Raw genomic sequence first — 25019 nt, forward strand, 5'->3', positions numbered from 1 at the left:
TCAAGGAACGGACGCTTCCTTCGTACTCACCCGAGAGACTCTCTCAGGCTTTCCTCCGGGCGCTTCCCTTCGGTGTTTCCGACTCTATCAGATCTCTTCTCGACCCGATTTCCTCGACGCTTTCCAGGTTCCCGCTCCCGCGTTTCCCTTTCCGGCTTTCCAAACTCTATCAGTGTTTTTCCGTCTCCCTGACCACCGTTCTGCAGACATGCAAAAACGATCCCGAGATAGGATCTGACAAGTTGGGTGCTGCCGGGCAGCAACGCGTGATCGCGTCACCTGCTCCCAGGCAGGGATACGACTGTACATGCATCCACGCCGCGGTGCAAATCAACCGGGCCGCGTCCGGCCGTCCGTCAACCCCTACGTCTCATGCGGAACCGTCACTTCATATGACATACGCTGCTGCCCAGTGCGCCGTCCCGGACAGGCAGTGACGGCCCAACTGGATCTCCACCCCTGGGAGGCTTCCCATGACTACCGTGACGTCCCCTCTTGCTGGGCATGCGATCGGACTTGCCGCAGTGCCGGACCCCGTCTTCGCCGGAGCGATGGTCGGGCCCGGCATGGCGATCGACCCCGTGCGTGAGCCCGTGGAGGCCGTCTCCCCCGTGGAGGGGATCATCGTCTCGCTCCATCCCCACGCATTCGTCGTGGTCGACGGAGAGGGACATGGCGTGCTGACCCACCTGGGCATCGACACCGTGCAACTGAACGGCGAGGGTTTCGAGCTGCTGGTCAACAAGGGCGACACCGTCACCCGTGGTCAGGGCATCGTGCGCTGGAACCCGGCCGCCGTGGAGCAGGCCGGCAAGTCCCCGGTGTGCCCCGTCGTGGCTCTGGAAGCCACGGCCGACGCCCTCTCCGGCCTCCGCGAGGACGGCGATGTGAAGGCGGGCGACCAGCTCTTCTCCTGGCAGTGAGGCCCCTGCCGTGGTGAACGGCACGACAGACAACCATCGCGGTGGCGGGGAAGCCGCACGATTCGGAGACGGGTGAGATGGAGACAACGCTGCGAGGCGTCGGTGTTAGCCACGGTGTGGCGATCGGCGAGGTCCGGCACATGGGAACGGCGGTGCTGGAACCGCCGGCGAAGCAGATCCCTGCCGAGGAAGCGGAGCGCGAACAGGGGCGCGCACGCCAGGCCGTCGAAGCCGTGGCAGCCGACCTGACCGCGCGCGGCAATCTGGCCGGTGGCGAAGCACAGGCCGTGCTGGAGGCCCAGGCCCTGATGGCCCAGGACCCCGAGCTGATGGCGGACGTGGACCGTCGTATAGCCGTGGGCAGCACGGCGGAGCGCGCCGTGTACGACGCGTTCGCCGCTTACCGGGAGCTGCTGGCCGGCGCCGGGGAGTACCTCGCCGGGCGCGTGGCCGACCTGGACGACGTGCGGAACCGTATCGTCGCCCGTCTTCTCGGGGTTCCCATGCCAGGTGTCCCGGACAGCGACGAGCCGTACGTCCTCGTCGCCCGTGACCTTGCGCCTGCCGATACGGCGCTGCTGGACCCGGCCCTGGTGCTCGGCTTCGTCACCGAGGAAGGCGGGCCGACCAGCCACAGTGCCATCCTGGCGCGCGCTCTGGGCGTCCCCGCCGTTGTGGCGCTGCCGGGTGCAGGCGAGCTGGGCGAGGGCACGATGATCGCCGTCGACGGCAGTACCGGCGACATCTTCGTGAATCCGAGCGACGAGAAGAAGGCTCAGCTCCGGGCGGCGGCCGCCGAGCGCAAGGCCGCCCTCGCGGCCACCAGCGGACCGGGAGCCACCGCGGACGGGCACAAGGTGCCCCTGCTGGCGAACGTCGGCGGTCCCGCGGACGTGCCGGCCGCCGTCGAGGCCGGTGCCGAGGGTGTCGGTCTGTTCCGCACGGAGTTCCTGTTCCTGGACGACAGCAAGAACGCGCCGTCCGGGGAGAAGCAGGTCGAGTCCTACCGGCAGGTTCTGGAAGCCTTCCCCGAGGGCCGTGTGGTCGTGCGTGTGCTCGATGCCGGTGCGGACAAGCCTCTGGATTTCCTGACTCCCGCCGACGAGCCGAACCCGGCGCTGGGCGTGCGGGGTCTGCGGACGCTGCTGGACCACCCGGAGGTGCTTCGCACGCAGCTGACCGCCCTCGCGAAGGCTGCCGAGGGGCTGCCGGTCTATCTCGAGGTCATGGCGCCGATGGTCGCCGACCGCACCGACGCGAAGGCGTTCGCCGACGCGTGCCGTGAGGCGGGGCTGCAGGCGAAGTTCGGCGCGATGGTGGAGATTCCGTCGGCCGCGCTGCGGGCGCGCTCGATTCTGCAGGAGGTCGAGTTCCTGTCCCTCGGGACGAACGACCTCGCGCAGTACACGTTCGCCGCGGACCGGCAGGTGGGTGCGGTCTCGCGTCTGCAGGACCCGTGGCAGCCCGCGCTGCTCGACCTGGTCGCGCTGTCCGCCGAGGCGGCCAAGGCCGAGGGCAAGAGCTGTGGTGTGTGCGGCGAGGCCGCCTCGGACCCGCTGCTGGCGTGTGTGCTGACCGGCCTGGGTGTCACCTCCTTGTCGATGGGTGCGGCGTCGATTCCGTATGTGCGGGCCACGCTGGCCAAGTACACGCTGGCGCAGTGCGAGCGTGCCGCGGCGGCCGCGCGTGCGGCCGACACGGCCGACGACGCGCGCAAGGCGGCTCAGGCGGTGCTGTCCGGCGAGTAGCCGGGGCGCGTCAAAGCGTCGATCTTCGTGTGGCCGGGGCGCTCCACCTGTGGGTGGGGCGCCCTTCGCCCGTTCAGGTCCTCAATGAGGGTGCCCGGTCATGGGCGGGTCGTCGCCGAGGTCGGGTGGGGTGCTGTAGTCGACGCCGGACTCGGGTGCGACCAGGTCGCCGGACTCTACGTCGGTGCAGTAGGCGTCGAAGACCTCTCCGGCGGTGAGCGGTTCCAGCCGCTCACCACGCAGGCGCCAGCCGTAGACGCGGTCCGTCCCGTCGGGTGCGGTGGTGCGCATGACGAGTCCGCCGGCCGCGTGGGTGGCGATGCCCAGGGCGAGGACGGTGGTGAATTCGAGGGCCTCCGTCTCGTCGATCCGGTTCGTGCCGTCGGGGTCCTCGTCCGAGTGGAGCACTGCGACGAGGGTTTCGGGCTGTGCCGACACACTGCAGACGAGGTGGCGGTGGCCCGGGCTCGCGGTGTCGAGGATGCGGGTGAGAAGTCGCGAGGCATGGGCGAAGGCGGCGTGTCCGATGTCCTCCCCGCAGGAGGCGCAGACCCCGAGGTGGGCCAGCACGGTCGTGGCGTACTGCCAGGTGGCCTGGCGGACGGCTTCGTCGACCAGGTCAGGGACGAGTTCGTCCAGCGGCTGGCCCTCGTACGGGACGGCCGCTCCGGTGGCGGCCAGTTCCGCCGTGAAGCGGGTGCGGCTGGACGGGGCGTCGGGTTCCAGGCCGCTGTCGGCGCAGAACTCCGCGTACTCCTCCGGGTCGAAGAGGGCGACCGTGGTGTGGCTGCCCTGGGCGGCGAGGGTCCTCAGCAGGGCTTCCACCTGCTGGAGATAGGTCGCGTGGTCGTCGAAGGTGAAGGTGCGGTAGCGCCGCATCGCGACGAAGTCGTGTTCGTCGGTCAGCAGGCCGATGGTGCCGGCGATCTCGCGGCGCAGAACACGTCGCATGGTCCGGTGCTCGGTGTGTGTCATGACTCCCCCTACAAACAGTCGATCGGTCATTACACACAGTAACGAGCACCACTGACAGCGCCCGCCGGTCGCGGTGACCGGCGGGCGAAGGTGGCACCTCACCCCAGCCTGGGCGCGGTGGGTGCGGCGAGGTGGGTCAGGCGCGTTTGCGGGCCAGGTCCTCGTAGAAGCGGAGCAGGTCGAGGTCGTCGATCGAGCCGGGGTTGACGGCCTTGTCCAGCGGGGTGCCCTGCATCAGGCGCTTGACCGGGACCTCGATCCGCTTGCCCGTCAGGGTGTGCGGGACGCCGGGGACCTCGATGATCTCGTCGGGGATGTGGCGCGGCGAGAGCTCCTCGCGGATGGTCCGCTTGATGCGGTCCAGCAGGGGTTCGTCCAGGACGGATCCGGGGGTCAGGTGCACGAAGAGGGGCATCCAGTAGCCCCCGTCGGGCTGCTCGACGCCGATGACCAGGGATTCCTTGATCTCCGGCAGGCGCTCGACGGCCTCGTAGATGTCGGCGGAGCCCATGCGCACGCCCTGGCGGTTGAGCGTGGAGTCCGACCGGCCGTGGATGATCACGGAGCCGCGTGAGGTGAGCGTGATCCAGTCGCCGTGGCGCCAGACTCCCGGATACATGTCGAAGTAGCTGTCGCGGTAGCGGCTGCCGTCGGGGTCGTTCCAGAAGCGGATCGGCATGGAGGGCATGGGCTCGGTGACGACCAGTTCGCCGACCTCGTCGATGACCGGGTTGCCGTTGGGGTCCCAGGACTGCAGGTCGGTGCCGAGGCCCGGGGCCTGGAGTTCGCCGATGTACACCGGGAGGGTCGGGACGGCTCCGGCGAAGCAGGAGCACACGTCGGTGCCGCCGCTGACGGAGGCGATCCACAGATCGTCTCGGACCTCGTCGTGCAGCCAGCTGAAGCCGTCCGGCGGCAACGGGGAACCCGTGGTGGCCACACACTGCACCCGGGAGAGGTCGTAGTCGCGCGCCGGGCGCACACCCGCCTTGCGGCAGGCCATGATGTAGGCCGCGGAGGTCCCGTAGAGGGTGGCTCCGGTGCGTTCGGCGACGCGCCACTGGGCGCCCGTGTCGGGATGGCCGGGGCTGCCGTCGTAGAGGACGATCGTGGTGCCCGTCAGAAGGCCGGAGACGAGGAAGTTCCACATCATCCAGCCGGTGGACGTGTACCAGAAGAAGCGGTCCTCGGGGCCGAGGTCGCAGTGCAGGCCCAGTTGCTTGAGGTGCTCGACCAGGATGCCGCCCTGGGACTGGACGATGGCCTTGGGCAGGCCGGTCGTGCCCGAGGAGTACAGCACCCACAACGGGTGGTCGAACGGCACCTGTTCGAAGACGGGCTCGGTGTCCGCCGAGGTCAGGGCCGACCAGTCCAGGGCGCCTTCGGGGGCCTCGGAGCCGAGCAGCGGGATGTGGACGACGGCGCGCAGGGTGGGCAGTTCGCGGCGCAGCTCGGCGACGATCTCGCGGCGGTCGTGTTCCTTGCCGCCGTAGCGGTAGCCGTCGACGGTGAACAGTACGACGGGTTCGACCTGCTGGAAGCGGTCCAGGACGCTGCGCGCGCCGAAGTCGGGGGCGCAGGAGGTCCACACTCCGCCGACGGCGGCCGTCGCGAGGAGGGCGACGACGGCCTGCGGGATGTTGGGGAGGTAGCCGCTGACGCGGTCTCCCGGGCGTACGCCGAGGGCGCGCAGTTCGGCGGCGAGCGAGCCGACCTGGCGCCGCAGCTCGGACCAGCTGACCGGGCGGAGCTCATGGGTCTCGTCGATCGCGAGGAGGGCCGGTTCGTCGGCGCGGGCCGCCGCGGCGCGGAGGGCGTGTTCGGCGTAGTTGAGGGTCGCGCCGGGGAACCATTCGGCGCCCGGCATGGAGCGGTCGCCGAGCACGCGCGCGTACGGGGTGGAGAACCGTACGTCGAACCACTCCGTGACGGCCTTCCAGAAGGTGTCCAGTTCGTCCACCGACCAGCGGTGCAGGTCCGCGTAGCCGCCCTCGGAGGGGGCACCGTGGTGTTCGGCCGCCCAGGCCTGGAACCTGGTGATCTGGGCCCGTGCGATGCGGTCGGCGTCGGGCCGCCAGAGCGGCGTGGGGTTCGCTGAGGTCATGGGGCGGCTCCCGGACTGTACGCGTCGTGTGCGTGTGTCGCGCACGTGCTGGGTTGTGCGCGTTACGCGGCTGACACGGACGATGCCATGTGATCGACTTCTGCACCAGGGTGTGCCCCACATAGTTGGCATCGTGAAGCTGTGCTCCCAGCACGGGTGAACGGCAGTTGAACGGCGCCCCCATATGGGGACATCGATGACAGGGTGAGGAGTATGGACGGTCGTGACCTGGTGCGTTCGGTGAAGGCGGTCAGTTCGGGGGGCGCGGTGCAGGGCCTGCGCAGCGTACGGGCCGCGTGGCGCAGGAGGCGTACCGACGCCACCGGGTTGCCGCGACGAGGAGCGGAGCGGGCGCGGGTGCCGGGTCTCGTGCAGAGTGCGGAGCCCGGTCCCGGTGGTGGTGTCGTGCGGTTCGCCCGGACCGAGCTGCGGATCACGGTCGCCGTGAACGGGGCCGTGTTCTGGGGCTGGGACGGGGCGGAGCCGGAGCCGTCGTACGCGCTGGCGGGCCACTGTCCGGAGCCGGATCCGCGGGCCGTGCTGGAGCCGGACAAGGACGGCGGCTGGCGGGTCGTGGCGGAGCGTGTCACGGTCGTGGTCTCGCGGCACGGCGCGGTCGAGGTGCGCACGCCGGGCGGGGTGACCCTGCGCCGGGATCTGCCGCCCCGGTGGTGGGAGCCTGCGGAAGGGGGCGCTGCGCGCTGGATGCAGCGGTCCGAGGTGGCCGCGGACGCCCGGTTCTTCGGGCTGGGCGGGCGGGCTGCGGGCACGCGGTTGCGGGACGGGACGTACCGCTTGTGGAACACCGACCCGGGCCGGCCCTTCGGGCCCGGCGACGACCCGCTGTACATCACCATGCCGGTGCAGATGGTGGTCGCCGACGCAGGTACTCATCTCATGTTCCTCGACACGTCGTGGGACGGGACGGTGACCCTGCGCGAGGGCGCGGAGGGCGCGGGTTCCGGCCACGACCGGGCGGGCACCTGCGAGGTGCGGATGGACGGCGGGCCGCTGCGCTGCTGGGTGATGGTGGGCGCCCCCGCGCGCGTACTGCTCGTCTGGGCGTCGCTGACCGGGGCGCCGGCCGTGCCGCCCGCGTGGGCCCTGGGGCACCATCACGCGCGGTGGGGCTTCGGCAGCGAGCAGGAGGTGCGGCGGATCGTCGCGGGTTACCAGGAGCACGGCCTCCCGCTCGATGCCGTCCATCTGGACATCGATCACTACGACGCCCACCGGGTGTTCACGGTCGACCGGGAACGCTTCCCGAAGCTGCCGCTGCTCGCCGAGGAGCTGGGCCGGCAGGGCGTTCGCCTGGTATCGATCGTGGACCCGGCGGTCCGGGCCGAACCGGGCGACCCGGTGTTCGACAGCGGGAGCGCCGAGGACGCGTTCGTGCGGGACGCCTCGGGCCGGATGGTCGAAGGGGTGGTCTGGCCCGGGGAGGTGGTCTATCCGGACTTCACGCACGCGCGCGTACGGCAGTGGTGGGGCCGGCTCCTGGAGGAGCGTCGCGCGCAGGGCTTCGCGGGTCTGTGGCTCGACATGAACGAGCCGGTGTCGTTCACGGCCTTCGGGGAGAAGACCCTGCCCCGCTCGGCCCGGCACGCGCTGGAGGGCCGTGGGGGCGACCACCGGGAGGCGCACAACGTGTATGCGCTGTGCATGGCGCGGGCCGGGTACGAGGGCCTGCGGAATCTGACTCCCGAGGAGAGACCCTTCCTGTTCTCGCGCTCGGGCTGGGTGGGGCTGCAGCGCTACGGGGGGACCTGGTCCGGGGACGTGGCCACGGGCTGGCCCGGGCTGCGCGCCTCGCTGTCGCTGGTGCTGGGACTCGGCCTGTGCGGGGTGCCGTACTCGGGGCCGGACGTGGGCGGCTTCGACGGGAGCCCGTCGCCCGAGTTGTATCTGCGCTGGTTCCAGTTGGCCTCGTACCTGCCGCTGTTCCGTACGCACGCGAGCATCCGCGCCGGACGTCGCGAACCCTGGGAGTTCGGTGACGACGTCCTGGAGCACGCGCGCGTGGCGCTCGCCGAACGGCGCCGACTGCTGCCGTACTTCGTCACGCTCGCCCATCTGGCCCGCCGCACGGGGGCGCCCTATGTCCGGCCGCTGTGGTGGGGCGCGCCCGAGGACCGGGCGCTGCGGGACTGCGAGGACGCCTTCCTGCTCGGCGACGGTCTCCTGGTGGCGCCGGTGCTGGACCCCGGCGCTGAGCGGCGGACGGTGCTGCTGCCGCGGGGGCGTTGGTACGACACGGCGACGGAGGAGGCGTACCAGGGGCCGGGCCCGGTGGTGGTCGATGTCTGCGAGGCGCGGATCCCGGTGTTCGCACGCGCCGGTGCGGTGCTGCCCGTGCGCGGTGAGGACGGCGGTCTGGAGCTCGAGGTCTGGGCGCCGGCGCGCGGGAGGTCCGGGGGCGGGCTGGTGGTGCCGGACCCGGGCGACGGCTGGGACGAACCGGAGGCCGAACGCTATGTGACGCGCTGGAAGGGCCGTCGGGTCGTGGTGCGGCGGGACGGCCGGGAAGGCCGGACCGAGCCCGCGTATCCGGTACGCGTGCGGGGACTCGGCCGCGGGTGACGCGAGGCAGGACGCGCGCGTAGGCGCCTCCGGGTGGGGACGGGAGGCGGGACGGCTCAGGTGCCGTCCCGCCGTCGGCTCACATGTAGCGGCCCTCGAACCAGCCCTGCACGGCGAGTGTGTGCAGCGGAAACGCGAGTTGGGCCGGCCGGCGCAGAAGGTGCCAGCCCGTCGTCTCGTCCGTGCCGAAGGACGGCGGCAGGTCGGCTGCCGGTCGCTCGGGCAGGAGTCCGAAGAGCAGCAGATGTCCGTCGGGCGAGCTCATCGCGTCGACGAGCCGCACGTCGCGCCCTGCCGCGTCGATTCCGGTCTCTTCTTTGAGCTCGCGGACGACCGCATGCCGCCAGTCCTCGCGGTGGTCGATGAACCCTCCGGGCAACGCGACGCCGCCGCGGGCGGGAGGGATGGTCCGGGTGATGACGATCAGGGCGGTGCCTTGGGCGTCGTACACGGGCTGGAGAGCCACCGCGACGGGCAGCGGATTGCGGTAGGCCACCGTGCCGCAGGCGGTGCAGGTACGGGGCCAGCCGGAGATGCCCTCTCCGTAGGGCGCCCCGCAGCTCGAGCAGTGGGAGCCGGGCACGGAGGCGGAGGATGGGAACGGGGATTCGGACACGGGCGGACTGTATCCGATGACACGGAGGGCGTCTGCCCTGGCAGGGCGGCGCTTCTTCGTGACGCCTCCCGGATTCCGGGAGCCCGTGCCACACTGCATTTCTGACGTTCCGTCAGCCCTCTGATCGGGAGGCGCCGTGCCGCGTGAACTCACACCTGTGGTGCCCGGATGGTTCGCCGGCGGCGAGGACGACTTCCACCTCGTCGGCACGCGCTGCGCCGCGTGCGGCTCGGTGCACTTTCCGCGCGAGGACGTCCTGTGCCGGAATCCCGGCTGCGCGGGCGGCGACCTGATCGCAGTGCCCCTGTCCAGAGTCGGGCGGATCTGGTCGTACACCGACGCCCGCTACCGGCCTCCGTCACCCTATGTGACGAATGTGGAACTTCCGTGGGAGCCCTACGCGTTGGTCGCGGTGGAACTGGCAGCAGAGCGGATCGTGGTGCTCGGGCAGGCCGTTCCGGGAGTGACCGTCGCCGATCTGGCGGTGGGCATGGAGATGCGGGTCGTACCCGGCGTGCTGCACGAGGACGCGGGCACGACCTGGACGACCTGGCACTGGCGGCCGACGGGGGTGGCGGCATGACGGACGATGTGGCGGTGCTCGGTGCGGGGCTGCACCCCTGGGGCAAATGGGGGCGGAGCTTCGTCGAGTACGGGACGGTGGCGGCGCGGGCGGCGCTCGCCGACGCGGAGATCGACTGGCGGGACATCGGCTCGATCGTGGGTGCCGCCACGGTGCGGGGCGGCTATCCGGGTCATGTGGCGGGGGCGACGTTCGCCAAGGCCCTGGGCTGGCAGGGTGCCCGGGCCGCGAGCGTGTACGCGGCCTGCGCGTCAGGGGCTCAGGCCGTCAACGCGGCGCGGGCCCAGATCCTTGCGGGGCTTGCCGACGTGGTGCTGGTGGTCGGTGCGGAGTCGGCGCCCAAGGGCTTCTTCCGCCCGGCGGGCGGCGACCGGCCCGACGATCCCGACTGGCTGAGGTTCCGGGTCCTGGGGGCGGCGAATCCGACGTACTTCGGGCTGTACGCACGCCGGCGCATGGCGCTCCACGGGGACACGGTCGACGACTTCGCCCAGGTCAAGGTGAAGAACGCGGCGCTGGGTGCGCTCAATCCGTACGCCCGCTATCGCAAGCGGGTCACCCTGGACGAGGTCGCCGCCTCGGCCGTCGTCGCCGACCCCCTGCGGCTGCTCGACATCTGCGCGACCTCGGACGGAGGCGCGGCACTCGTGCTGTCGAGCATGGAGTTCGCGCACCGGCACGGAGCGGCGGGTCCGGTGCGCATCCGGGCGGTGTCCACGGTGACACCGCGCTTTCCCAACACTGTGCTGGATCTGCCGGACATCGCGACGGACTCAGCCGTGGCGGTGGAACCGCCCGGCGAGACGTTCCGCGCCTCGATCGCGCGCACCGCCTACGAGGAGGCGGGCATCGGGCCGGAGGACCTCTCCCTCGCCGAGGTCTACGACCTGTCCACGGCCCTGGAGTTGCAGTGGTACGAGGATCTGGGGCTCTGCGGGGAGGGCGAGGCGGCGAAGCTGCTGCGTGAGGGCACGACGGCGCTCGGCGGGCGCATACCCGTCAACGTCAGCGGCGGTTTGGCGTCTTTCGGAGAGGCGGTTCCGGCGCAGGCGATCGCCCAGGTGTGCGAACTGACCTGGCAGTTGCGGGGCGACGCGGGCGACCGGCAGGTGGCGGGAGCCCGGGTCGGGATCAGTGCGAATCAAGGCCTGTTCGGACATGGCTCCGCGGTGATCGCTGTGCGGTGATTCCCATCCCTGCAGATCACCGCGTGTCGGCCCGGCATGGCATGGGATGGGATTTCCGTGCCCCGGCGAGCGAGCGACAGGCCCGGTGGTCCGAAGAATCGTTCCGTCGACGCTTCGCACATATGCGAAGGCCGTTTGCGGCTATTCACACGCTCCGTGACCACCCGGGAATCCTGTGTGAACAGGTCATGAACTGGGCCTCCGGACGCGCCGACGGCGCCATCATGCTCCCGTGCCCTCCTGGACGGATACTCTCCGCTTCGCCTTCCAGCCGGTGGTCAATCTGACGACGGGAGGGGTCACCGCGCTGGAGATCCTCGCACGCCCCGAGACCGGCGACGTCCTGGCTCAGGCCCGCCGGGACCCCGAACTCGACGGAAAACTGGCCGCGTTGGCGATCCGCGCCGCGGCGCGGATGGATGCGCTGCTGCCCCTGCATGTCAACGTGTTCGCAGGGACCCTCGCCGACCTCGGGGGCCTCTCCGCACTGCGGGATGCCGTACGCGAGGCGGGGCGGCTGCCCTGGGAGGTGACGGTCGACGTCGGACCGCCCTACACGCACGTGCCGCACCGGGCACTGCTCGAGGCGGTCGCCGTGCTGCGCGGGGAGGGCTTCCGGATCTGCGCGGACGGAATCGGCGACGGCGACGTACCGCTGAGGGTGCTCTCGGACCTGGCACCGGACCTGATGAAGCTCGATGTGTCTCTGGTGACCCGGCCGGCCGCGATACGGGCCATGCGCACGCTGTGCGAGGAACTGGGCGCGCTGCTGTCGGTCGAGGGGGTGGAGACCGAGCGGCAGTACGCGGCCGTGGTGGCGGCCGGGGCCCAGTTGGCGCAGGGGGAACTGTTCGCGCCTCCGTCCCGGCTCCCCGTAGCGGACGTATACCTTCCGACGCTGTCCGCCGCGGTGCCGTCCACACAGCGCACCGGGCCATCGGTGCGGCAGTTTCTGCGACCGGCCGCGCTGCTGCCGGCGACGGCCTCGGCCGGACACGTGCGGGCGCTGCTCACCGGCTCCCCCGACGTGTCCGGGGTACTGCTGGTCGACCCGGCCGGGGTGCCGGTCCGTTCGGTGCACCGCTCGCGCTTCCTGCTGTCGATGTCGGGACGCTACGGGCATGCCCTTTACGCCGACCGGCCCGCGGCGAAGCTCGGTGACCCGCCGCGTACGGTCGGGGTCGACGCCACGGCGTGGGAGGTGCTCGACGTGGTGGCGGACGGAGAGCGGGACCGCACCTCGGACGACGTCGCGGTGGTCGACCACCACGGGCGTTGCGTGGGGGTCGTCCGGCTCGCGGATCTCGTACGGGCGCTGGCCGAGAGCCAGGTCGAGGAGGCGGCGGGGCTCAATCCGCTGACGCGGCTGCCAGGTTCGGACGCGATCACCGGCGAGGTGGACCGGCGCATCGCCGACGGGCGGATGTTCGCGCTGAGCTGGCTCGACGTCGACCACTTCAAACAGGTCAACGACGGGGCGGGGTTCGCCGCCGGGGACGAGTTGATCCGTGCGGTGGGGCAGGCGTTGCAGGGCGCCGCGTCCGGGAGCACACGCGTGGGGCACATCGGCGGGGACGACTTCCTGGTGCTCGCGGATCCGGAGGGCCTCGATCCGCTGGCCGAGTCGATGCTGGACGCGCCGTGGTCGGCCGGCGGACGTGCCGTCACCCTCTCACTGGCCACGGTGCTGTGCCCGCCCGGGAGTGTCACCGACCACCGCCAGGCGGCCGCCTGCCTCGCACCGCTCAAGCAGGCCGCCAAGGCGCTGAGCGGCGCCAGTTGGGTGCTGGGCCGGGCCGGTCTGCCGGGTCATGAGATACGCCGCGGTTCATCGGGGGCCCGGGCCGAGGCCGGCCAACCGGCCTGGGGCTGACCGTCACCACGGCCCGGCGGTCCGCGACACGTGCCGACCGGTCCGGTGGTCCCCGGCCCGGTGGCGGCCTCAGGACGCCCTGTGACGCCGGTCCGTGAGGGTCGGCCGCAACCGGTCCCGTCACCGACCTTGACGCTCCGTGGGTGCCGGTGAACACTTCCGGATGTCAGCCGGCATCGCCGTTTTCAGGCGTATTCATGTGATGCGCCCCTGAGGCCCGCCTCCGCATGGGCCGTCCCCCACCGGGCGATTCCGCTGCACAGGCACGCTCGTCGCGGACGCCGGGCGGGGCGCGGGACCCGCCCTGCCTTCGGCTGAAGTCGCCAAGGGACACGCACCCTGCACGGAGGACGGACTCGGGGCGGGACCGCCCCGGGCGAGGGCCCAGGAGCCGCCATGACCCATGGAAGCATCATCTTCGGCGAGTTGATCGGAACAGCCATCCTCATCCTGTTCGGCGCGGGTGTCTGCGCCGCCGTCACGCTCAACCACTCCAAGGCCCAGGGCGCGGGCTGGGTCGTCATCGCCTTCGGCTGGGGCTTCGGCGTGCTGGCCGGCGCCTACACCGCCGCCCCGAAGTCGGGCGGACACCTCAACCCGGCGGTGACCCTCGGTCTCGCCATCGCCGGCATCACCCGTTGGGGCGACGTGCCGTACTACCTGCTGGGTCAGCTGGCGGGCGCGATCCTCGGCGCCGTGCTGACCTGGCTGCTCTACTTCGCCCAGTTCCAGGCCAACGCCGAGGAGGACAAGGCGCTGCCCACGCTCGGGATCTTCTCCACGGCTCCCGAGATCCGCAATCCGGCCGCCAACCTGATCACCGAGATCATCGCGACCATGGGTCTGGTGCTGCCCATCCTGTTCTTTGGCAAGAACCTCGGCACCGGCATCGGCCCGATACCCGGCACGACCGCGTACGGCTCGGGTATCGGCATCCTGCTCGTCTCCCTGCTCGTCGTCGGCATCGGCCTCTCTCTCGGCGGGCCGACCGGCTATGCGATCAACCCGGCCCGCGACCTCGGCCCGCGCCTCACCCACTCCGTGCTGCCGATCCCCAACAAGGGTTCCTCCGACTGGGGCTACGCCTGGATACCGGTGGTGGGTCCGCTGATCGGCGGGGCGCTCGCGGCCCTTGTGTACAAAGCAGCCTTCTGACCCTTTGACGAAGGGGACGTCATGACGGACACCGCTCAGAAGTACGTCGCCGCGATCGACCAGGGCACCACGTCCAGCCGCTGCATCGTCTTCGACCGGGACGGCGCGATCGTCGCCGTCGACCAGCGCGAGCATCGCCAGATCTTCCCCAAGCCCGGCTGGGTGGAGCACGACGCCACGGAGATCTGGTCCAAGGTGCAGGCCGTGGTCGCGGGCGCGATCGCGAAGGCGGGACTGCGCGCCGACCAGCTCAGCGCGCTCGGCATCACCAACCAGCGCGAGACGACGGTGCTGTGGGACCGCGCCACGGGCAAGCCCGTGCACAACGCGATCGTCTGGCAGGACACCCGGACGGCCGCACTGTGCAACGAACTCGGGGGATCCGACGGGCAGGATCGTTTCCGCGAGCAGACCGGTCTGCCCCTCGCGAGCTACTTCTCCGGCCCCAAGGCGGCCTGGCTGCTCGACAACGTGCCCGGCCTCAGGGCCCGGGCCGAGCGTGGCGAGATCGCCTTCGGCACCATCGACTCCTGGCTGATCTGGAACCTGACCGGGGGCACGGACGGCGGGCGGCACGTCACCGACGTCACCAACGCGGGGCGCACGATGCTCATGAACCTGGAGACGCTCCAGTGGGACCCCGCGCTCCTGTCCGCCATGAACATCCCCGAGGCCGTACTGCCGGAGATCAGGTCCTCCTCCGAGGTGTACGGAACCGCCGTGGGCCAGTTGGCCGGTGTGCCCGTCGCCTCGGCGCTGGGCGACCAGCAGGCGGCCGTGTTCGGACAGGCCTGCTACGACGTGGGCACGGCGAAGAACACCTACGGCACGGGCAGCTTCCTGCTGCTCAACACCGGCAACCGGCCGGTGCCGTCGAAGAACGGCCTGCTCACGACCATGGGGTACAAGATCGGCGACGAGGCACCGGTCTACTGTCTGGAGGGCTCCATCGCGATCACGGGCGCCCTGGTGCAGTGGTTCCGCGACCAGCTCGGCATCATCCGCGGCGCGGACGAGATAGAGACGCTGGCGGCGAGCGTCGAGGACAACGGCGGCGCGTACATCGTGCCGGCCTTCTCCGGCCTGTTCGCGCCGTACTGGCGCTCCGACGCGCGCGGCGTCGTCACCGGTCTGACGCGCTACGTCACGAAGGCACACCTCGCGCGGGCGGTGCTGGAGGCCACGAGCTGGCAGACGCGGGAGGTCGTGGACGCGATGTTCCAGGACTCCGGGGTACAGATCACCACCCTCAAGGTCGACGGCGGCATGACGAAGAACCAGCTGCTCATGCAGCACCAGGCCGATGTGCTCGGCGTTCCCGTGATCCGTCCGAAGGTCTCCGAAACGACCTGCCTGGGCGCGGCGTACGCGGCCGGGCTTGCGACGGGGGTGTGGCACGACCTCGACGAACTGAAGTCTCACTGGCAGCAGGAAGTGGAGTGGACACCCGTCATGGAGTCCTCGGTGCGCGACCGTGAATACCACAACTGGCGCAAGGCCGTGGAGAAGAGCTTCGGCTGGCACGAGGACGGCGTGGGCTGAATACGTCCTCCACGCGTGCGTGCTTCTCGCGTGTGCCCCACGCGCGCGTGGACGTCCCCGGTCCGTGCCCCGGGCGGCGGGGTACGGGCCCGCGGACGGCCGGTACGAGGCTCAGGTGGTGACGCCGGCGCGCCGGCCGGCCGAGTACGCCATCGCGTGCCGTACGACGTCGACGAGGATCTCCTTCACCGACTCGCGCTCGCGTGCGTCACAGAGAACGACCGGCACACCGTCGTCGAGGTCGAGGGCCCGCCGGACGTCCTCGGCCGGGTATCGGGGCGCGCCCTCGAAGCAGTTGACGCCGACGACGAAAGGTATGGAGCGGCGCTCGAAGTAGTCGACGGCGGCGAAGCAATCCTCCAGGCGCCGGGTGTCGGCGAGGACGACCGCTCCCAGGGCTCCCGTGGCCAGTTCGTCCCACAGGAACCAGAAGCGGTCCTGGCCCGGCGTGCCGAAGAGGTAGAGCGCCAGGTCCTCGCGGAGGGTGATACGGCCGAAGTCCATCGCGACGGTGGTGGTGTGCTTGCCCTCCACACCGCTGGTGTCGTCGACCGGGCGACCGGCCTCGGTGAGCACCTCCTCGGTGCGCAGCGGCCTGATCTCGCTGACCGCGCCGACGAGGGTGGTCTTGCCCACGCCGAAACCGCCAGCCACGAGGATCTTGAGCGTGACGGGCTCGACGGGAGGCTTGCCGCGCTCACTGCGCCCCAAGATCATCGTTCTCTTCTCCTGCTTGATGGAGGTCGGTCGGCGGCGGTCCATAGCCTCCGCCGCCGGGGGTTTCGACGACCAGTACGTCGCCGGGGCCCACGTCTGCCGAATCGCTGCCCTCAAGATGCAGCACCGTTCCGTCCGCGCGTTCCACGCGGTTGGCTCCGAGCGCGCCCGGCCCACCGCCCGCCATGCCGTAGGGAGGGACTCTGCGGTGCTGGGAGAGCGTGGAGACGGTCATGGGTTCCTGGAAGCGGATCCGGCGGACTGCTCCGTCCCCGCCACACCAGCGGCCGGCGCCGCCACTGCCGTACCGTACCGCGAACTCGTCCAGCAGAACGGGCAGTCGCCATTCGAGGATCTCGGGATCGGTCAGTCGCGAGTTGGTCATGTGGGTCTGGACGACGGGGGCGCCGGGGAAGCCGTCGCCCGCGCCGGAGCCGGAGGCCACTGTCTCGTAGTACTGGTACCGATCGTTGCCGAAGGTGACGTTGTTCATGGTGCCGGAGCCCTCCGCCTGCACACCGAGCGCCGCGTAGAGCGCGCCGGTGAGGGACTGGGAGGTCTCGACGTTGCCGGCGACGACGGCGGCCGGGGGTTCGGGCGCGAGCATGGAGCCGGGTGCTACGACGATGTCGAGGGGGCGCAGACAGCCGTCGTTCAGCGGAATGTCGTCGGCGACCAGGGTGCGGAAGACATACAGGACCGCGGCGTTGACGACCGCAAAGGGCGCGTTGAAGTTGGTGGTCAGCTGCGGGGACGTACCGGTGAAGTCGATGGTCGCGGAGCGGCTGTCGCGGTGTACGCGCACACGGACGCGGATGACCGCTCCGGAGTCCGTCTCGTAGGCGCACTCGCCGTCGTCCAGGGCGTCGACGACGCGGCGGACCGCTTCCTCGGCATTGTCCTGGACGTGCTTCATGTACGCCTGGACGACGTCCAGGCCGAAGCTCTCGATCATGCGGCCGACTTCGTCCACACCCTTGCGGTTGGCGGCGATCTGGGCGCGCAGGTCGGCGAGGTTGGTCTTGGGGTTGCGTGACGGGTGGGGTGCCTCGGTCAGCAGCCGGAGGGTCTCCTCCTCGCGGAAGCGGCCGTTCTCGGCGAGCAGCCAGTTGTCGAAGAGGATGCCCTCCTGCTCGATGGTGCGGCTGTGCGCGGGCATGGAGCCGGGGGCGATGCCGCCGATCTCCGCATGGTGGCCGCGGGAGGCGACATGGAACAGGATGCGCTCACCCTCCGTGTCGAAGACCGGGGTGATGACGGTGACGTCGGGCAGATGCGTACCGCCGTGGTACGGGTCGTTGACGGCGTAGGTGTCTCCCGGGCGCATGGCGCCGGCACGCCGGCGGATCACCTCTTTGACGCTGGTGCCCATGGAGCCCAGGTGGACGGGGATGTGGGGGGCGTTGGCGACCAGGTTGCCGTCGGGGTCGAAGAGGGCGCAGGAGAAGTCCAGCCGCTCCTTGATGTTGACGGACTGGGCCGTGGACTCCAGCCGGGCGCCCATCTGTTCGGCGATGGACATGAAGAGGTTGTTGAACACCTCGAGCAGGACGGGATCGACTTCTGTGTCGAGTTCGGAACTCTCCGTAACCGCCAGCCGTTCCATGACCAGATGCCCGTCGTCGGTCGCCGCGGCCCGCCAGTCGTCGTCGACGACGGTCGTGGCACTGGTCTCCGTGATGATCGCGGGGCCGGTGACGGTCTCGCCGGGAGGCAGATGCTCCCGGCGGTGCAGAGGTACGTCGCGCCAGGCGCCGCCCGTGTGGAGACGGACGGTCTCGGGGGCGGCGGCGCGGCCTTCGTACGGGGCGAGGGCGGACAGATCGGGGGGTTGAGTGATGCCGGTGGCTTCCACGGAGAGGGCTTCGACGACGATCGGGCGGTCGAGCGTGAAGGAGTACGTGGCGCGATGACGATCTTCGAAGGCGCGTCTCATCCTGTCCGGCTCGGTCAGCTCGACGGTGAGGGTGGTGTCCGTGCCGTCGTAGCGCAGCTGGGCCCGGCGGGCGACGCGGATGCGGTCCTCGGGCACGTCCTCCGCGAGGAGTTCGGCGCGGGCGGCGTCCTCCAGGTCGTCGGCGGTCTCGCGGACCCGGGGCATCGAGTCGGGTTCCAGGGGCGCCTCGACGGACTGCTCGCGCATGGCCGTGGTGTCGGCGAGCCCGATGCCGAGCGCGGAGAGGACACCGGCCATGGGGGGTACGAGGACGGTGCGGATGCCCAGGGAGTCCGCCACCTTGCACGCGTGCTGGCCGCCGGCCCCGCCGAAGGTGGTGAGCGCGTAGCGAGTGACGTCGTGGCCCTTCTGGACCGAGATCCGCTTGACGGCGTTGGCGATGTTGGCGACCGCGATCTGGAGGTAGCCCTCGGCGACCTGCTCCCGGGTGCGGTCGTCTCCGGTCCGCTCGCGGATCTCCTGGGCAAGGGCGGCGAAGCGTTCGCGGACCAGGGCGTCGTCCAGCGGCTGGTCCCCGTCGGGGCCGAACACCCGGGGGAAGTGGGCGGGCTGGATCCGGCCGAGCATGACGTTGGCGTCCGTGACGGTGAGCGGGCCGCCGCCGCGGTAGCAGGCCGGCCCCGGGGCCGCGCCGGCCGAGTCCGGCCCTACGCGGTAGCGGGAGCCGTCGAAGTGGAGGACCGAGCCGCCGCCGGCCGCGACCGTGTGGATGTCGAGCATCGGCGCGCGCAGCCGGACGCCTCCGATCTGCGTGGTGAAGACCCGCTCGTACTCACCGGCGAAGTGGGAGACGTCGGTGGACGTGCCCCCCATGTCGAAGCCGATGACGCGGTCGAAGCCGGCGAGCTGCGACATCCGGGCCATGCCGACGATGCCACCCGCGGGCCCGGAGAGGATGGCGTCCTTGCCGCGGAACTGTCCGGCCTCCGCCAGTCCCCCGTTGGACTGCATGAACATCAGCCGCACGCCTTCGAGTTCGTCGGCGATGTGCTGGACGTAGCGCCGCAGGACGGGCGAGAGGTAGGCGTCGACGACGGCCGTGTCACCGCGCGGGACCAGTTTCATCAAAGGGCTGACCTCGCTGGAGAGCGAGATCTGCGGAAAGCCCGTACGGGCGGCCAGCTCCCCGAGGGCCCGCTCGTGCGCCGGGTGCAGATGGCTGTGCATACAGACAACGGCGACGGCGCGGATCCCGTCGTCGTACGCCTCTTGGAGCGCTCCGGCGAGGGCCTCCAGATCGGGGGCGCGCAGGACGGTGCCGTCGGCGGCGATGCGCTCGTCGACCTCGACGACCCGCTCGTAGAGCGGCTCCGGGAGCTCGATCGCGCGGGCGAAGATGCTCGGGCGGTTCTGGTAGGCGATGCGCAGGGCGTCGCGGAAGCCGCGGGTGACGACGAGGAGGGTGCGTTCGCCCTTGCGTTCCAGGAGCGCGTTCGTGGCGACGGTGGTGCCCATCCGGACGCCGTCGATCGATCCGTCGTGGTCGAGGAGTTCACGCACGCCCGCGACGGCCGCGTCGGCGTAGTGGTGGGGGTTGTCCGACAGCAGCTTGTGGGTGAGCAGATGGCCGTCCGGGCGGCGCGCCACGACATCGGTGAAGGTGCCGCCGCGGTCGACCCAGAACTGCCAGCCCGTGGTCACGTCCGTGTCTCCGATCGCGCTGCTCGGAACCGGGTCCGCGGGAGGATGATCGGCTCGCCGCAGCCGGTGGTCGACGATCGAGCAGATCATAACCGGCGGTGCCTGGCGCCGCCGGTCCACGCGCGGCAGGCCGCACCGGCGCGCACTGAAGCCACCGGGCTCTGCCTGGCCCGGACGGCTCCCGCTGCGGGCTCCTCCCGCGCCCGGGCAACACCTTCTCGCCGGTCCTCCCGGGGCCGGACGCTTCCCGCTTCCGGGTGTCCGCGCCTCTTCCGGGGCGGCGCGGACATCCCGGGTTCACAAGGCCCGCAGGCCGTTGATCACATCGCGCAGGATGCTCTCGTCCACCAGCTCGGCGGGCGGCACGGGACGGGACACATGCACCAGCTCCTCGTCCACGAGGTCTCCCACGAGAACGCGGACCACTCCGACGGGCAGATCGATTTCGGCGGCGAGTTCGGCGACCGACTGGGGGGTGTCACGGCACAGCTCGACGATGTCCACGTGTTCCGGGGACAGCGACGGATCCGCCTCGGGGTGGTCCACATGCGGTTCGGTGACGACCACCGCGATCAGATCGAGGCGGTGCTGCACACCGTGGCTGGTGCGGCCGCGCGTCACGGCGTACGGACGGACCACGGGCCCGGCCTCGTCGTCGAACCAGTGGCTGCTTCCCTGACCATCTCCGCTCATACCATCTCACTACCCGCCCGAGGGCAGATCGGTGCGCGGAGTGGAGGCGAGATGTGCGCCGACGCGCTTGACCAGGAGGGTCATCTCGTAGGCCACCTGCCCGACGTCGGAGTCCGCGTCCGACAGGACGGCGAGGCAACTGCCGTCACCGGCGGCCGTGACGAACAGGAACGCCTCGTCGAGTTCCACGATGGTCTGCCGGACGCCGCCGGCGTCGAAGTGCCGTCCGACCCCCTTGGCGAGGCTGTGGAATCCGGAGGCGACCGCGGCGAGGTGCTCGCTGTCCTCGCGGCTCAGCTCTGTGGAGACCCCTGTCGGCAGGCCGTCGCTGGAGAGCACGAGCGCCTTGCGAATGCTGGCGACGCGCTCCACCAGGTCGTCGAGAAGCCAGTTGAGCTCCCCCGACGCCTTGTTCGTCGCGGTGGGCCCTGCGGCCTTCGGTGCGGTCATCGACCGTCTCCCTTTGTCGTTCCTCGTGCTGAGCCGTCACGGGCCTCGTCGCCCCCGGCGTTCTCCTCGCGGCCACGCTGCCAGCCTCGCTGGAGCGAGGCGAACCGGCTGCGGACCTCGTCGGCGTCGCGCTCGGCCGGGCCTGCCCCGTTCGCGGTGCGGGACCGGTCCCGTTCGGCGAGCCGGTCGGGGCCTTCCTTCAACTGCGGTGCCAGGCTGGCCTGCCGAACCCGGCGGGGCAGGGCGCCCGCGCCCGATTCTGCCTGGCCCTCCTCCGTGTGCCGCTGCGAGACGGTCCCCTCCGGTCCTGCCGGGGGCCGGGTGCGAGGCCGCTGCGGCAGGGCGGGGACCTCGGACTGTTCCCCGTGTGAACGTGGAGCGCCACCCGTGGGTTCCGTCGGGCGACCGGGCGGCCGTCTGGCCTCCTGCAGATCCGTCACCCGCCGTTCCAGGGGCTCCGCCTCGGCGTCGGTCCGCCCGCGCCGTGGCCCCGATCCCGTCACCGGGCGGCCGTGCGAGCTGACAAGCTTGGGGGTGTGGTGGCGCGGCAACGGAACAGGTCCGCCAGGGTGGTCGGCGTCGGCGGATCGGGCCGGTTCGCGCCGGGAGTCGCGTGCGGAGGGGCGATGGACTCCCGGGCCGTCGGCGAGCGAGCGGCGGGGGCGGAAGAGACCTCCGCGTTCGCTGTCCTCGTCGCCGAGGGTGCCGGGGAAGTCGTCGATCGCGTCCAGGTCGACGGGGGCCTCCAGCTCCACCGGACCGTCCAGGATCGACGCCGGGATGCCCGGAAGCTGGACCGGCATGGCGGAGAGCCCCGGCGTGTGCTCCTCGGCCCCGGCCTCCTTCGTGTCGGGCAGCGGGCGGTCGAGACGGAAGCCGATTCCGTGGGTGTCCGGGGCGTCGTCGGTGAGCAGCACCTCGGGGATGAGGACGACGGCCGTGGTCCCGCCGTAGGGGGAGGGCTGGAGGGAGACGCGGACGTTCTGGCGCCGGGCGAGTCTGCTGACCACGAAGAGGCCGAGCCGGTCGGTGTCGGACAGCTCGAACTCGGGAGTCTCGGCGAGTCGGAGGTTGGCGTCCAGGAGCGCCTCGGCCCCCATGCCCAGGCCGCGGTCGTGGATCTCCAGGGTGAAGCCGTTGGCCACGCGTTCGCCGATGACCTGCACGGCGGTGTGGGGCGGCGAGAACACCGTGGCGTTCTCCAGGAGTTCGGCGACCAGGTGGGTGAGGTCGGCGACCGCGGGGCCGGTGACGGCGACGCGGGGCAGCCGTCGTACCTCGATGCGCTCGTAGTCCTCGACCTCGGCGACGGCGGCGCGCACCACGTCCATGAGCTGCACCGGCTTGCGCCACTGCCGGGAAGCGGCGGCGCCGGAGAGGATGACCAGGCCCTCGGCGTGGCGGCGCATACGGGTGGTGAGGTGGTCGAGCCGGAAGAGGTCGGCGAGTTCCTCGGTGTCCTCGGTCCTGCGTTCCATGGTGTCGAGGAGGGTGAGCTGTTTGTGCAGCAGGACCTGGCTGCGGCGGGCGAGGTTGACGAAGACCTCGGAGACCCCGGCGCGCAGCTCTGCCTGCTTGACGGCGGCCTCCACGGCGGCGCGCTGGAGGGTGTTGAGGGCCTGGCCGACCTCGCCGATCTCGTTCTGGTCGTACTCCAGACGCGGGACCTCGGTCTCGATGTCGACCTGTTCGCCCACCGAGAGACGGCGCATCACGCTGGGCAGCCGGACCCCGGACGCCTCGTGGGCGTCCAGACGCAGCCGGCGCAGATCGCGGATGAGGCCGCGGCCGATGCGTACGGACATGATCAGGGAGACCAGCAGGGCGAGGAGGCCCAGGAGGCCCGCGACGGCCGCTTTGACGATGACGTCGACGGCCAGGGGGCGGACCCGGCCGTGGTAGCGGTCGTCGGCCTGGCTGCCCATCGAGTCGAGCCGGTCGAGGACCGGCCCCGCGGCCTCGTCCCAGCTCTTCGCGGTGACGCCGTGCGGGGTGCCGGGCGTGGCGTCGACGACGGACTGCTCGGCCGTGCGCAGGGGCGCGGTGTCGGCGTTGCTCCAGTAGCGCCGGAAGCGGTCGCTCTCCGAGCCCGGCAGCAGGGCCAGGCTGACGTCGTACATCACGGTGCGCTGCGCGACGAGGCCGGAGACCTGGTGGATGTCGTCGCGGGTGATCCGTCCTCCGACGAGCGCGGAGCCGAGGAGCGCGTCCTCGCGGGAGAGGAGTTCGCGGGCGCGCGAGACACCGGCGAGCGCACGGCCTTGTTTGTCCATGTCGACGTTGTCGAGGAGCTGAAGGTTGGCCAGGAGCGTGAAGCAGGGGTCGATCAGACGGTTGTAGAGGTCGAAGGCCTGGGTGCGCTTGACAGTGCCTTCCTCGACGCTGCGGCGCAGCGACTTCATGCCCTCCAGGGCGTCGAAGATCGAGGTGAGGCGGTTGGTGGTGCCCGGACCCATCTCATCGTGCAGGTCCTCGTCCTTGCCGTTGCGACGGAGCTTCGCGACGACCTCGTCGGTGGCGGCGCGGCTGCGGTGGAGCGTGGCGAGGGCGTCGGAGGCGCGCGGGTCCGCGAGGTAGACGAGGGTCTGGCGGCGTTCCTCCTGAAGGAGGCGCACGGTGTCCTCGGTGGGGTAGCCGACCTTCTCGACGATGTACGAGGCATGGAACACGGACTGGGCGGCACGGCCGGTGAGCACCGTCGCAAAAGCCCAGATGGCGGTCAGCGACAGGAGCGGCACGAGAAGGAGCGCCACGATCTTCCGGCGGATGGACTTCCCGCGAAAGCGCATGGCCTCCCCCAGCTCGACCCCCTCCGGCCGGGGGTACACGTGTGCGTCAACAAACGGCGTGAGCCTACTACCGACACACAGGTATCTCGAAGGGTCGACCGGGCGCACCACCCATGGACACTGAACAGGACATGGGGAGTTGTCCCGCCATTACGGGGAATTTGCTCCCCGGAACCCGCATGCGGCGCAGGAGGACAACGGATCGGGCATCCTGGGCGGTTGGCCGGAATTTTTCGTTCTTCGGGAATCTTCACAGATCGTCGATCGTCCATCTCTACGGGAATCGGGGGCGGATTCGGCCACAGGCGCCGCAAGCCACGCTCAGGCGGCGTAAAGCAGCGCAAGCCGGGCAGCCACTGAGGAGCCGGAGTCGTACGACACCGGGACAAGGGGCCTGCGGGCGGTGGGGAGTGACGGGTTGATGGGCACGGCGGAGCGGCGTGGGACGCCGGGGCCGGGTGGTGCTACGCCCACCACGGCGCGAGGGGATGCAGGGAAGCCGGATCGCGGCGCCTCGGTGCGCGCCTCCCGAGAGGCGACGCGGGAGCAGGGCGCGGCGCGCGCAGGGGCTGTCCCGGCGGCCCGGCAGGGCTCGTCGAGGGACGAGAAGCGGTACGAGACGCCGCGCTACCGGCCGTTGTGGGTGGAGGAGCCGGCACGCAGGCGGCGGCTTCCGGATCCGGTGCGTACGGCGGCGGTGCGGGCCGTGCTCATCATCGCGGTGACACTGATCCAGGCGGTCATCGCCTTCCTGTGCACGATGGCCGACTCCTGGCTGGCCTTCCCGATGGTCCTCTCGAGCGTCGCCAGCACGGTCGTGGCGACGTGGGGCGTGCTCGACGTCTGGGTGACGCGCCAGATATGGCATCAGCGCCATGGAGTGGTGTCGGCCCCCAGCAGCACCGCTCGCCAGCTGCGCCGCGAGCGCCGCACGGAGCGTCGGCGTGCGCGGGAGGCGGAGCGGGCTCAGCGTCGAATACCCGGGCAGGGCGGCGCCGGCCAGTTGTCGCACCCGTAGCCATCGACGTCTGTCGTGACGAACTTCATGTCGCGTGTCTCGCCTGTCGCTTCAGACGAACCGCACGCTCGGGCCGGCCCGGTACGCCCGGTCAGGGTCAGGCCCGCAGATACGTGAGGACGACCAGGACCCTGCGGTGGGTCTTGCTCGTCGGACGCGGGGTGAGTTGCTCCAGTGGGTCGCGACGGCGGCGCAGCAACTGGCGCACCACCTCGGGATCGACCACCGTTCCGCCGTCCGCCGCCTTGTGCAGCGCTTCCACGAACTCCTCGACCTGGCCGACCCGGTTCTTGAGCAGATAGCCGACGCCCGATCCGTCGCCGGAGTCCAGGAGTTCGGCGACGTACGTCCGTTGCACGTACTGCCTGAGGACCAGCACCGGCAGAGTGGGCCGCTTCTCGCGCAGCCGCACTGACGCGTGCAGGCCCTCGTCCTGGAAACCGGGCGGCATGCGTACGCCACGTACCC

At 70.9% G+C, this 25019-nt stretch carries 17 protein-coding genes and 1 pseudogene; 9 read left to right on the plus strand and 9 right to left on the minus strand.

Translation table 11 applies throughout. From position 1 onward, the window contains the following. Window positions 1-473: 473 nt before the first annotated feature. On the plus strand, window positions 474-923 hold the full coding sequence (locus ACFYX0_RS20720) for a PTS glucose transporter subunit IIA (protein WP_388972104.1): 450 nt from the start codon (window positions 474-476) through the stop codon (window positions 921-923). Window positions 924-1000: 77 nt separating this feature from the next. After that, on the plus strand, window positions 1001-2671 hold the full coding sequence (ptsP, locus tag ACFYX0_RS20725) for a phosphoenolpyruvate--protein phosphotransferase (protein ID WP_388972106.1): 1671 nt from the start codon (window positions 1001-1003) through the stop codon (window positions 2669-2671). An 81-nt stretch (window positions 2672-2752) separates the two neighbouring features. Here ptsP and ACFYX0_RS20730 read toward each other — a convergent pair whose 3' ends face one another. Then, window positions 2753-3646 (minus strand): hypothetical protein, encoded by an 894-nt coding sequence (locus tag ACFYX0_RS20730; protein WP_388972108.1) that lies wholly within the window; start codon window positions 3644-3646, stop codon window positions 2753-2755. Window positions 3647-3782: 136 nt separating this feature from the next. Next, entirely contained in the window at window positions 3783-5750 is a 1968-nt protein-coding gene (locus ACFYX0_RS20735; RefSeq protein WP_388972110.1) for an acetoacetate--CoA ligase, read from the minus strand. A 213-nt stretch (window positions 5751-5963) separates the two neighbouring features. Here ACFYX0_RS20735 and ACFYX0_RS20740 point away from each other — a divergent pair, with 213 nt between their 5' ends. After that, window positions 5964-8330, plus strand: coding sequence for a glycoside hydrolase family 31 protein (locus ACFYX0_RS20740; RefSeq protein ID WP_388972113.1), 2367 nt, complete (start codon window positions 5964-5966; stop codon window positions 8328-8330). Window positions 8331-8409: 79 nt separating this feature from the next. Here the strand turns inward: ACFYX0_RS20740 and ACFYX0_RS20745 are convergent, their stop codons facing one another. Further along, complete coding sequence (locus ACFYX0_RS20745) at window positions 8410-8946, minus strand: NUDIX domain-containing protein (protein ID WP_388972116.1); 537 nt, start codon at window positions 8944-8946, stop codon at window positions 8410-8412. Window positions 8947-9103: 157 nt separating this feature from the next. Between ACFYX0_RS20745 and ACFYX0_RS20750 the strand changes: the two genes are divergently transcribed. From ACFYX0_RS20750 to glpK, 5 genes are all read left to right on the plus strand, one after another. Next, on the plus strand, window positions 9104-9529 hold the full coding sequence (locus tag ACFYX0_RS20750) for a Zn-ribbon domain-containing OB-fold protein (protein WP_388972190.1): 426 nt from the start codon (window positions 9104-9106) through the stop codon (window positions 9527-9529). Then, window positions 9526-10716 carry a lipid-transfer protein gene (locus ACFYX0_RS20755; RefSeq protein WP_388972120.1) on the plus strand — a complete coding sequence of 397 codons (1191 nt, stop codon included), beginning with the start codon at window positions 9526-9528 and terminating at the stop codon, window positions 10714-10716. The genes ACFYX0_RS20750 and ACFYX0_RS20755 overlap by 4 nt, the downstream gene beginning before the upstream one ends. Window positions 10717-10948: 232 nt before the next feature. Continuing rightward, window positions 10949-12589, plus strand: a complete 1641-nt coding sequence (locus tag ACFYX0_RS20760; protein ID WP_388972123.1) for an EAL domain-containing protein — start codon at window positions 10949-10951, stop codon at window positions 12587-12589. A gap of 396 nt (window positions 12590-12985) precedes the next feature. Then, on the plus strand, window positions 12986-13744 hold the full coding sequence (locus ACFYX0_RS20765) for an MIP/aquaporin family protein (RefSeq protein ID WP_355922179.1): 759 nt from the start codon (window positions 12986-12988) through the stop codon (window positions 13742-13744). A gap of 21 nt (window positions 13745-13765) precedes the next feature. Further along, window positions 13766-15286: a glycerol kinase GlpK gene (gene glpK, locus ACFYX0_RS20770; RefSeq protein ID WP_355922182.1), complete on the plus strand. Its 1521-nt coding sequence runs from the start codon at window positions 13766-13768 to the stop codon at window positions 15284-15286. Between the two features lie 111 nt (window positions 15287-15397). On the opposite strand, the gene ACFYX0_RS20775 is transcribed toward glpK, so the two are convergent. The 5 genes from ACFYX0_RS20775 to ACFYX0_RS20795 all read right to left on the minus strand — a co-directional run bounded on the left by ACFYX0_RS20775 (window position 15398) and on the right by ACFYX0_RS20795 (window position 23533). Further along, window positions 15398-16003, minus strand: a complete 606-nt coding sequence (locus ACFYX0_RS20775; RefSeq protein WP_355922185.1) for an ATP/GTP-binding protein — start codon at window positions 16001-16003, stop codon at window positions 15398-15400. Continuing rightward, window positions 15984-19601, minus strand: a complete 3618-nt coding sequence (locus ACFYX0_RS20780) for a hydantoinase B/oxoprolinase family protein (RefSeq protein WP_388972124.1) — start codon at window positions 19599-19601, stop codon at window positions 15984-15986. Before ACFYX0_RS20780 ends, ACFYX0_RS20775 begins: the two co-directional genes overlap by 20 nt. Before the next feature lie 297 nt (window positions 19602-19898). Then, window positions 19899-20294, minus strand: a complete 396-nt coding sequence (locus tag ACFYX0_RS20785; protein ID WP_388972125.1) for a DUF742 domain-containing protein — start codon at window positions 20292-20294, stop codon at window positions 19899-19901. A gap of 9 nt (window positions 20295-20303) precedes the next feature. Beyond that, entirely contained in the window at window positions 20304-20744 is a 441-nt protein-coding gene (locus ACFYX0_RS20790) for a roadblock/LC7 domain-containing protein (RefSeq protein WP_311699114.1), read from the minus strand. Continuing rightward, complete coding sequence (locus ACFYX0_RS20795; protein ID WP_388972126.1) at window positions 20741-23533, minus strand: nitrate- and nitrite sensing domain-containing protein; 2793 nt, start codon at window positions 23531-23533, stop codon at window positions 20741-20743. The genes ACFYX0_RS20790 and ACFYX0_RS20795 overlap by 4 nt, the downstream gene beginning before the upstream one ends. Before the next feature lie 403 nt (window positions 23534-23936). Here ACFYX0_RS20795 and ACFYX0_RS20800 point away from each other — a divergent pair, with 403 nt between their 5' ends. Then, a complete protein-coding gene (locus tag ACFYX0_RS20800) occupies window positions 23937-24551 on the plus strand; it encodes a hypothetical protein (protein ID WP_388972127.1) in 615 nt (204 codons plus the stop codon). A 97-nt stretch (window positions 24552-24648) separates the two neighbouring features. Here the strand turns inward: ACFYX0_RS20800 and ACFYX0_RS20805 are convergent. Then, window positions 24649-25017 (minus strand): annotated as a pseudogene (locus tag ACFYX0_RS20805) (DNA-binding response regulator); the annotation flags it as partial. Window positions 25018-25019: the final 2 nt, after the last annotated feature.

It is taken from the genome of Streptomyces sp. NPDC002573, assembly GCF_042889625.1.
GTDB classification, from domain to species: Bacteria; Actinomycetota; Actinomycetes; order Streptomycetales; family Streptomycetaceae; genus Streptomyces; species Streptomyces gibsoniae.